Origin of the sequence: Microbacterium sp. 5K110 (assembly GCF_005774735.1) — a bacterium.
GTDB lineage: Bacteria > Actinomycetota > Actinomycetes > Actinomycetales > Microbacteriaceae > Microbacterium.
The window spans coordinates 66,356-76,173 of the sequence record NZ_VBUM01000007.1; the positions used below are offsets into that span (position 1 = coordinate 66,356).

The following is a 9,818-nucleotide window of genomic DNA, read 5'->3' on the forward strand; positions in this document are numbered from 1 at the left end:
CGCGATTCAGGAGGCCGGCGTGTTCTTCAACAGCTCGTGCCGCAGTTCGCGGCGGGCGGCCTGCACCTCGACGTCGGGAACCGGGATCGCGGCGATCAGACGCTGCGTGTAGGGCTCCTTCGGCGACCGCAGGATCTCGTCGCGCGTGCCCTGCTCGGCGATCTTGCCGCGGTTGAGCACGACAATGCGGTGGGCCATGGCATCCACCACGGCGAGGTCGTGGCTGATGAACAAGCACGCGAAGCGGTGCTCCTGCTGCAGCTCGCTCAGCAGCTCCAGGACGCGCGCCTGCACCGACACGTCCAGGGCGCTCGTCGGCTCGTCGGCGACGAGCAGACGCGGCTGCAGCGAGAGCGCGCGGGCGATGCCGACGCGCTGCTTCTGTCCGCCCGAGAGCTCGTGCGGGTACCGGTTGCGGTAGCTGCGCGGGAGGCGCACCTCGTCGAGCAGCTTCTCGACACGAGCGTCGAGAGCGGCACCCTTGGCCTCACCGGCGAGGAACAGAGGCTCCCCGATGGACTCGCCGATCGGCAGACGCGGGTTCAACGACGACGACGGGTCCTGGAACACGATGCCCACGCGACGACGCAGCGACTTGATGAGCTTGCGCGAGCCGCTCGAGATGTCCACCCCGTCGACGACGAGGCGCCCGTCGGCGATGGGCTGCAGGCCGATCGCCGCGCGACCGATCGTGGACTTGCCGGAACCCGACTCCCCCACGAGACCGACGATCTCGCCCTCGGCGATCCCAAGAGTGACGTCGTCGACGGCACGGAACGCCGCCACGCGCCCCTTCTTGCCGTACTCGATCGAGACGTGGTCGAGCTCGAGCACCGGGTGGGCGATCTCGGGTGCCGCGGCGGCCAAGCGGATCGTCTCCGTGCGCGCAGGGCCTTCGGCCACGGCGGCTGCGAGCGACTCGACGACATCGACCGTCGACTCGCCCTCCAAGGTCTCACCGAGACGCGGGACGGAGGCCAGCAGTTCCTTGGTGTAGGGGTCCTGCGGGTCGCCGAGCACCTGAGCGGCCGGTCCCTGCTCGACGACCTCGCCGGACTTCATCACGACGATCCAGTCGGCGAGGTCGGCCACGACGCCCATGTCGTGCGTGATCAGCAGGACCGCGGAGTCCAGGCGATCGCGCAGGTCGCGGATGAGGTCGAGGATCTCGGCCTGGACCGTGACGTCCAGGGCCGTGGTCGGCTCGTCCGCGATGAGGAGTGCCGGCTCCAGGCTGATCGACTGCGCGATCATCGCGCGCTGACGCTGACCGCCCGACAGCTGGTGCGGGTAGGACGCGAACGCCTTGGCGGGGTCCGGGAGACCCACCATGTCCAGCAGCTCCATCGCGCGGACCTTCGCCTCGGACGGCGCCATGGTCGTGTGCGCACGGAGCGCCTCGATGATCTGCGAACCGACCGTGAGCACGGGGTTCAGGGCCGTCATCGGCTCCTGGAAGATCGCGGCGACCTCGGGCCCGCGCAGCTGCCGCATCTGGCTGCTGCTGAGCGTCGTCACCTCGCGCCCGTTCACCTTGATGCTCCCGCGCACGCGGCTGTTGCGCGGAAGCAGATCGAGCACGGCCATCGAGCTGACGCTCTTGCCCGAGCCCGACTCGCCCACGACCGCGACGACCTGGCCGCGCGCGATCGAGTACGTGAGGTTCTTGGCCGCGGGGACCCAGACGTCGTCCACCGCGAAGTCGACGCTGACGTCGGTCATCTCGAGCGCGGGGATGCCCGCCTTCTCGGTCGTGCTCATGAGGCTGTCCTCTCCGTCCCGCGGGGCGGGAGTGAGTGATCGGGGAATGAAAGAATCAGGGGATGCCACGCCAGACGTTCCGTTCGACGTTCACCCGCATCCTGTGCGGCATCCTGTGGGCGATCATCGCCGCGGTGGCGATCGGCCTGCTGGCCGTCCCCGCAGTGGACGTCGCGCCCGCCCTGGTGATCGTCGGCGCTCTCGGCGCTGCGGCCCTGGTGACCGGCATCCTGTGGTCGCCCTCGATCTCCGTCGACGACGACGGCGTGGAGGTCGACAACATCGCGCTGACCTACCGCGTGCCGTGGGCGGCGCTCATCCACGTCGACACGCGCTACGCGCTGCAGCTGCACACGCCCGGCCGGCGCATCGGCGTGACCGCCGCACCCGCGCCGGGAGCCACGGGCTCCCTGCGCGCCGCGCGCGCCCACCGCCGCAGCGAAGCCGCGACGGCTCCCGGTACGCGTCCGGGCGAACTGCCGAACACCGACTCCGGCCGCGCGGCCGCCCTCGTCCGCGATCGCTGGCAGACCCTCCGCGACGCCGGCCGCGTGGAGGCCGGCATCGCCGATTCGGTACCCGTGCGGGTGAGCGCCCGCATCGACAACCTGCTGCTGCTGGTCGCGGGTGCGGCCGGCGTGCTGGGGGCGATCGTCCTGGGCTGACATCGCGAGGATGCCGGTCGTCATGACGACGGCGTCTCCGGGTGCACGCGTCCCTGGACGCTCGCGGGCGCGGTGGTGGACGGCGCCGCCTGCTCCTTCGTCCGACGCAGCGAGAACCGCTTCTGACGCGGGTCGAACGCGTCGCGCAGGCCGTCACCGACGAAGTTCACGAGCACCGCGAGGAGCACGATGAACACCGCGGGCCACCAGAACAGCCACGGGCGGGTCTGGAAAGCCGACTGGTTGTCGGAGATGATCAGGCCCAGCGAGACGTCCGGCGGACGCACACCGAGCTGCAGGTAGCTCAGGGCCGTCTCGAGGAGGATCGCCGAGGCCGCCAGCAGCGTCGCCGCCACGATCACCACGCCGATGGCGTTGGGCAGGATGTGCTTGAAGATGATGCGGGCATCGCTGGCGCCGGCCACGCGCGCCGCCTCGACGAACTCGCGTTCACGCAGCGACAGGAACTCGGCGCGCACCAGGCGGGCGATTGTGGTCCACGACACCATCGCGAGGAAGAACGCCAGGGGGATGACACCGAGACCGCCGGTGGCTCGACCGACGACCGCACCGATCACGATGATCGGGATGACGATGAACACGTCGGTGATGCGCATGAGCACCGAGTCCACCCACCCGCGGTAGTAGCCGGCGAGGGCACCGATGACGGTTCCGACGGCCGTTCCCACGACGCTGATGACGAGCATCACGAGGATGGAGTTCTGGATGCCGCGCATCGTCATCGCGAAGTAGTCGATACCGATGCGGTCCTGGCCGAACGGGTGGTCGCCCACCGAGAACGGGAACAGCGACAGCGTGGGAGCCCCGCCGTCGTTCTGGGGGTTCAGCGAGCTGTAGTCGTACTTCCACCACCCCGGGATCGGGCCGAGCCCGATCGCCGAGATCGAGAAGATCGCGAGGAGGACGAACAGGATGCCGGAGACGACGGCGACCTTGTTCGAGAGGAAGCGACGCAGGATGAGCCGTCCCTGGCTGACGCCGACGGTCTGCCGTTCGTCGGACGGCGGCGGCGCGTCGACGTTCGCGGGCTCGGGGAGCATCTGGGTCATCGGAGGACCTCCGGGATTCGGACGGCGGCGATCATGCGACCACTCGCACGCGGGGGTCGAGCGTGGCGTAGGCGAGATCGGCCAGGAAGTTGAAGACGATCGCGGTGATGGCGATGACGAGGAAGTAGCCCATGACGGGGTTCACGTCGACGCGTTGGATCGAGGTGACGAACAACGCCCCCATGCCCGAGATCGCGAAGACCTTCTCCGTGATGACCGCACCACCCAGGAGCGCGCCGACGTCGGTGGCGACGAGCGTCACGATCGGGATCAGCATGTTCCGCAGGCCGTGCCGCAGGATGACGGTGCGCTCGGGAAGGCCCTTGGCCCGCGCCGTGCGGATGTAGTCCTGGTTCATCACCTCGAGCATTCCGGCACGGGCGTACCGCGTGTAGCCGGCGAACGAGATGAGCAGCAGCGAGATCGTCGGCAGCAGCAGGTGCGTGAACGTGTCGATGCCGGTGATCCACATGTCCCCGGTGAACCCCGGGGTGCTCGCGCCGACGGTCGCGATGGGGCGGCCGTTGATGCGGGGGTTGTTGACGTACTGCGGCCACGACTGCATGTAGCGGTCGAGCACGACGAGAGCGCCGGACAGGAACGCCACGAGCGCGCCGATCCGGGCGGCCATGCCGCGATCGGGGGCGCCGAGGACGTAGCCCGAGACGAGGCCCACCGCGACGGCGACGACGCCGAGGATGATGACGGTGGCGAGCGTGGAGATGTCGAACAGCCCCTGCAGCGCGAAGTAGCAGACGTAGGCGATGGCGCCGTTGAGCGCCGCCACGATGAGCGCGCGGCGGTTGCGGAGGCCGGCGATCAGCGCCGTGACGATGACGACGACGCCGGCGATGAGCAAGAGCAGACCGACGGGACCGAAACCGGGGTTGCGGAACCAGTCCGTGACGTTGAAGTACACCAGGAGCGCGACCGTGGCGAGACCTGCGGTCGCGGCAACGATGATGCGGCGACGGGCGTCGCCCCCGATCATCGCCTGCCAGATCACCGCGCTGATCACCGTGAGCAGGGCGATCACCCATATCGGGATGGACGTGGCCGATTCGAGGAAGCTGTTGAACCCCAGGGCCATGAACTCCTTCAGCAGCACGGCGACGAGGAACGACGGCAGCGAGAAGAGGAAGAAGCTGAGGAGGGTGATACCGAAGTCGAATCCGCTGTACTGACGCAGGGCGGAGACGACGCCGACGACGATGCCGAGGACGATGGCCAGCACGAACGACGCCGTCACGAGCTGGAGGGTCGACCAGATGGCGGTCGGGAGGATGTCGAGGACCGGGGCGTTCGAGATCGTGAGACCCAGATTGCACGTCCCGGCGAACGGGATGAGGCAGCCGGCTGCACCGCCGAGCCACAGGAAGTACCGCAGAGGCGGGGGGACGTTCAGGTCGAGCGCCGCGACGCGTGCGGCGATCAACTGGTCACGGTTGGCGGCCGAGCTGTCGCGCAGGTCCTGCAGCGGGTCGCCGGAGTTGGCGGCCAGCACGTACATGATGAACGACGCTGCGAGCAGGACCAGGATCGAGACGGCGATGCGCCTGAGGATGAATCCGACCATCGCGGGAGGACTTCTTTCGATCGGGTGACGGACGCCTGTGGGCGCCCAGGAAAGGATAGTCGCGCGTGCACCGGGGTGGGGCGCACCGCGCGCAGACGAAGTGAGGCGCCGGAGCCGAGCGACTCCGGCGCCTCACGAGGGATCAACGGGTCATCAACCCGCCAGCGTCCACTCCTGCGCGTTCCACACGATGCCCGTCTGGCCGCCGAAGTAGTCGACGCCCTGGACGGAACCGTTGTCGGCGAACAGGCCCGGCGACTGGAACAGCGGCAGACCGTAGAAGTCCTTCGCCGTCGCGGTGTCGATCTGCACCTTGATGTCGGCGAGCTTCGCGGCATCGACCGTCACCTGGCTCTCGTCGACGAGGGTGTCGACGGCCGGGTTGCTGTAGTTGTTGTAGTTTCCGCCGCCGCCGCTCTTGAAGATCTGCGGGAGAGCAGCGTTACCGGCACCCGGCGACACCCATCCGAAGATGGACACGTCGTAGCTGCCGCTGCCCAGGAGCGAGCTCCAGTCGGGCGAACCGGCATCCACGATGTTGAAGCCCGCCTGCTGCGCCGACTGCTGGATGGCGCGGAAGCTGTCGACACGGTTGGGGTTGTTGGTGTTGTAGAGGATGCGGACCGTCGGGGTCGCACCGTTCAGCAGAGCCTTCGCGCCCTCGACGTCGGGCTCGGTGAACGCGTCGTATCCGCTCGCGGAGACGGCGGTGTTGTACTGGTCACCGTCGGTGGGCAGGAAGATCTGCGAGTTGAGCACCTCGGCGTCGGGGTTGACCGGCTTGACGATCGAGTCGAGGATCTGCTGACGCGGGATCGTCTTGAGGAAGGCCTCGCGGACGTTGGCGTCGGCGAACACGCCGCCGAAGCTCAGGTCGACGTGGTCGTACGCCAGCTGGCTACCCGCGTGGACGGTCGCGTTGGCGTTCTCGAGCGCCGTCAGCGTGTCGGCGGAGGGCTGCGGCTGGATGGCCTGGACCTCACCGTTCTGGAGGGCCGTGACCTGTGCGTTGGCGTCACCGATGAAGCGGATGATCAGCTGGTCGTACGAGGGCGACATGGAGCCCTTGTAGTTGGGGTTCTTCCCCAGCGTGATGCTCTGCTCGGGCGTGAAGGCGGTCACGATGAACGGACCGCTCGCGACGAGAAGGCTCTCATCGGTCGGCATGGCCGTCACGTCGTAGCCGGTGTTCCAGAAGTCCGCGGCGGCCTTGAGGGTCGCGTTGGGGGCGACGGGAGCCGCGGGGTCACCCTTGGGGGTGTCCTTGAGGAGCTGGACGAAGTCGGCCTCGGAGACGCCGGCCTTCTCGGCGAGCACGTGAGCGGGCTTGCCGATCGGGTTGACGAGCTCGTAGTCCACGAAGGGCTTCGAGTAGACGAGGGTCATCGACATGTTGTCGTCGCTGATCTCGGGGAAGGCGGTGGTGTCCAGGCCCGCGGTGCTGCCCGCGAGGCTGAAGTACTGGGTGCCGCCGTTGGTGACCTCGCCGCTGGACGGGTCGAGGACGGCGTCGTTGTAGTACCCCGAGTTGATGGCCCAGTTCACGAGCATGTCATCGGCGTTGATGGGCTCGCCGTCCGACCAGGTGAGGCCCTCGTTGATGGTGTACTTCACCGTCAGCGGGTCGTCCGAGACCTTCTCGTAGGTGCCGAAGTCGGTGTTGTTCAGGACGCTGAAGTCCTTGTCGAGGCGCTGGAAGCCACCGAGGCCGAGGCCGCCGCTGACACCGGTGAGGTAGCCCACCATGCCGTTGGTGTCCAGGTTCGCCTCGGGGGTGTCGCCGTTGAACGACGTGAAGGCGTTCGTCGTGGCGATCGTGATGGTGCCACCGGTGCTCGACCCGCTGTCGGGTGCGGCAGTGGTGGTGCAGCCGGCGAGTGCGAGGGCCGCGATAGCGACACCTGCTCCCGCCGTCAGGGCGCGTGCGCGCCGAGTCTTTTCAGACACTTTGCCTCCTGTGCAAGGTTTGACGGGCACCCCGCACTGTCGGGACAGCGGGGGGCCGTGGATACCGAAACCCTAGGTAAACGCCTTGCGTTGGTCAAAACTCCTGGGGAAACCGTTACATACCTTTAATTCGAACGCGGTTGCATGTGGCAATCTGACAACATGCCGCGCAGTGAGGCCTTCTCCGGTCCCGGAATCGAACAAGACGCCTTCCGGCGTCGCCGTCTCCCCTGGGAAATCGTGCTGGTGCTGTTGATCAGCGTCGGCCAGTCCGCCATCTACTCTGTCGTCGCGTTCGTGCGGGCCGCCACCCGGGCTCCGATCTCGCAGCAGCAGACGCAGCTGAATCCCTCGCGCAGCGCCGAACCCTTCTGGGATGCGCTGTACCAGTTCCTCGACATCTTCTTCTCGCTGGCTCTCGTCGGCCTGGTCGTGTATCTGCTCTGGGAGCCCGCCGACAACGCGCTGCGACGCATCGGACTGGACTTCCGCCGCTTCGGCTCGGACGTGGCCCGCGGAGTGGCCCTCGTCGTCCTCATCGGCGTCCCGGGGATCGGGGTGTACGCCGTCGGGCGACTCCTGGGGCAGAGCATCGCGGTGGTGCCCGCGCCCCTCGATTCGTCGTGGTGGGTCATCGCCCTCCTCGTCCTCGCCGCGCTGCGAGCCGGGCTCACCGAGGAGGTCGTCTTCCTCGGGTACCTGTTCGATCGCCTGCGGCGCCTCGGGTGGTCGTGGACGTGGATCATCGTGTCCACGGCGCTGCTGCGCGGGAGCTACCACCTCTACCAGGGGTGGCCGTCCGCGCTCGGGAACGTCGTGATGGGGCTCGTCTTCGGCTGGTGCTACAAGCGGTGGGGACGCGTGATGCCCCTCGTCGTCGCACATACGCTGATCGACATCGTCGCCTTCGTCGGCTACCCGCTCGCGGCGGCCTGGTGGCCCGGGATCTTCGCGCCCACCACACCGACGCCGACGCCGACCGCCTCCCCGACGGCCTGAGGCCTCGGGAAGCGGCGCGTCAGGGAGCGGGAGGGGACCACGTCCAGAACGACGGCGGCATCCCGTTGGGCTCGGACGTGTACGGCACTCCCCCGACGCCCTTGGCGACAGCCACGGCGCCGGTGCGCTCGAGCAACGGCACCCCGGTGAACTCCGCGAAGAGGGCGCGATCGATCTCCTTCGCGTGGGCGAGCACGTCGACCGGATCGGTGTCGCGCGTCAGCTCGGCGAACTCGTCCTCGGCCACGGGGGTCGAGACTCCCTCGGCCAGACGGTCGCGCGCCGACCGGTAGAGGCTCTCGTCCTCTCCGACCCAGGCCAGGGTGGCATCCGGTGTCTCCGTCGCCGCCGCCGCGCGCACGGCGATGCCCGCCTCTGCGCCCATCGCGATCATCCGAGCGAAGACGGCGGACGAGATCTCGTCGGTGGGGTCGTGAGCGACACGGAGCACGGCGGGGCGGTCGTCCAGCGCCGATCGCGCGGCACCGGGGTCGCTGCCTGTGCCCGGCGCTCCGTTGCCCGAGACGAGGTCGCTGTAAGTCTGGCCCATGCCCGGGGACGACAGGAACGATTGCAGCGGGCGTGCGTCGGGCCGCTGCTCCGAGAGGATGTCCTTGACCAGCGCGTCGCGGTCGAGCGACAGGCTCACCGCCTCGCGCAGCGCCGTCGACGCGGTCTCGGCGAAGCGGAGCTGCAGCGTCTGCGTGGTCGGCCCCGTCGTGACGGTCACACCGGCGTCGGCGAGGGTCTCGAGGTCGGCGGCATCCGGATCGCCGATGTTGGCGACGTCGACCTCACCGGCCGCGAGCGCGGCGACCTGAGCCGCACGATCGGGGAAGAACCGGATCGTCAGCCCCTCGAGGCCCGGATAGTGCCCGCCCTGGTAATCGTCGCGGCGGACGAGTGTGACCGCGGATGCCGCGGCCTCGGTGACCTTCCACGGTCCGGACGCGACCGCCGCTGCCGGATCGAGCGTTCCGTCGGCGGCCGCGGCGAAACCGGTGTTCCACGCGGCCGCCGCGGCGGCCAGCACCGGGTTCGGGGTGGCGGGTGCGGAGGGGTCGCCCTCGGGCGTCGTCAGGATCGCCGTCATGAGGTCTTTGACGGTCACTCCGGCCTTCGCGGCGACGACATGGATCGGACGGTCGAGCAGCCACTGCCGGTTCCAGTCCGCGAACGGCTCCGCGTAGGTCAGTGTCAGGGTGTCGTCGGCGCGATCGATCGTGGGCCGCGCCGTGCGGGCGTTGGGATCCGGGAGGGTCGCGGTTTCGAAGTAGCGCGTGCCCGACACCAGCGCACCGGTCTCGTCGTAGGTCGCGTCGTCGAAGTAGTGCGACGAGACCGCCCAGCCGAACACGAGGTCGTCGAGGGTGATCGGGGTGCCATCCGACCACGTCCGATCGGTGAAGAGCTCGTAGCTGACGGTCAGGGGGTCGCCCTCGACGCGCGTGATCCGGCCCAGGCCGCCGTTGGGAACGACTTGGAGGTTGCCGTCCAGCGACCCCAGACGCTCGTCGATGAGCGCGGAGACAGCGCGGTTCGCCGGGGTGTCGCCGTTCGCGCTGGCGGCGTTGAAGCTCGTCGGTGTCCCGACGACTCCGACGGTCAGGCTCGTGCGAGCGACCGGCTCTTCGGCCGGGGCCGGCTCCGGCGCCGAACAGCCGGCGAGGGCCACGACCGCGGCCGCGGTCAGAGCGGCCAGCCGCACGAAGCGGCGACGCGGCGTCGACGAGGTCTGCTGATACTGCCCGAGATGCACAGGGGCACCCTACCCAATGCCCCCTGTGGGTTGCCCTGAGG

At 68.9% G+C, this 9,818-nt stretch carries 7 protein-coding genes; 2 read left to right on the forward strand and 5 right to left on the reverse strand.

Annotated features, from left to right (window positions below):
* Window positions 1–6 precede the first annotated feature (6 nt).
* Window positions 7–1,761 (reverse strand): ABC transporter ATP-binding protein, encoded by a 1,755-nt coding sequence (locus tag FE256_RS03585; protein WP_138172857.1) that lies wholly within the window; start codon window positions 1,759–1,761, stop codon window positions 7–9.
* Between the two features lie 62 nt (window positions 1,762–1,823).
* Between FE256_RS03585 and FE256_RS03590 the strand changes: the two genes are divergently transcribed.
* Window positions 1,824–2,426: a PH domain-containing protein gene (locus tag FE256_RS03590; protein ID WP_138172858.1), complete on the forward strand. Its 603-nt coding sequence runs from the start codon at window positions 1,824–1,826 to the stop codon at window positions 2,424–2,426.
* 20 nt (window positions 2,427–2,446) lie between these two features.
* Here the strand turns inward: FE256_RS03590 and FE256_RS03595 are convergent, their stop codons facing one another.
* The 3 genes from FE256_RS03595 to FE256_RS03605 all read right to left on the reverse strand — a co-directional run bounded on the left by FE256_RS03595 (window position 2,447) and on the right by FE256_RS03605 (window position 7,019).
* The gene (locus tag FE256_RS03595; protein ID WP_138172859.1) at window positions 2,447–3,496 is read right to left on the reverse strand and encodes an ABC transporter permease; all 1,050 of its coding nucleotides are present in this window, start codon (window positions 3,494–3,496) and stop codon (window positions 2,447–2,449) included.
* Between the two features lie 31 nt (window positions 3,497–3,527).
* The gene (locus FE256_RS03600; RefSeq protein ID WP_138172860.1) at window positions 3,528–5,072 is read right to left on the reverse strand and encodes an ABC transporter permease; all 1,545 of its coding nucleotides are present in this window, start codon (window positions 5,070–5,072) and stop codon (window positions 3,528–3,530) included.
* Window positions 5,073–5,225: 153 nt separating this feature from the next.
* Entirely contained in the window at window positions 5,226–7,019 is a 1,794-nt protein-coding gene (locus FE256_RS03605; RefSeq protein ID WP_138172861.1) for an ABC transporter family substrate-binding protein, read from the reverse strand.
* A 162-nt stretch (window positions 7,020–7,181) separates the two neighbouring features.
* Here FE256_RS03605 and FE256_RS03610 point away from each other — a divergent pair, with 162 nt between their 5' ends.
* Entirely contained in the window at window positions 7,182–8,018 is an 837-nt protein-coding gene (locus FE256_RS03610; RefSeq protein WP_252370889.1) for a CPBP family intramembrane glutamic endopeptidase, read from the forward strand.
* 19 nt (window positions 8,019–8,037) lie between these two features.
* Here FE256_RS03610 and FE256_RS03615 read toward each other — a convergent pair whose 3' ends face one another.
* Window positions 8,038–9,777, reverse strand: coding sequence for an ABC transporter substrate-binding protein (locus FE256_RS03615; RefSeq protein WP_138172863.1), 1,740 nt, complete (start codon window positions 9,775–9,777; stop codon window positions 8,038–8,040).
* Between the last annotated feature and the right edge of the window lie 41 nt (window positions 9,778–9,818).

What these genes read in the sequence shown, in the direction of transcription:
- FE256_RS03590 (WP_138172858.1), top strand. Translation starts at nt 1,824, where the DNA reads ATGCCACGCCAGACGTTCCGTTCGACGTTCACCCGCATCCTGTGCGGC.
- FE256_RS03610 (WP_252370889.1), top strand. Translation starts at nt 7,182, where the DNA reads ATGCCGCGCAGTGAGGCCTTCTCCGGTCCCGGAATCGAACAAGACGCC.
- FE256_RS03585 (WP_138172857.1), bottom strand. Translation starts at nt 1,761, where the DNA reads ATGAGCACGACCGAGAAGGCGGGCATCCCCGCGCTCGAGATGACCGAC.
- FE256_RS03600 (WP_138172860.1), bottom strand. Translation starts at nt 5,072, where the DNA reads ATGGTCGGATTCATCCTCAGGCGCATCGCCGTCTCGATCCTGGTCCTG.
- FE256_RS03595 (WP_138172859.1), bottom strand. Translation starts at nt 3,496, where the DNA reads ATGACCCAGATGCTCCCCGAGCCCGCGAACGTCGACGCGCCGCCGCCG.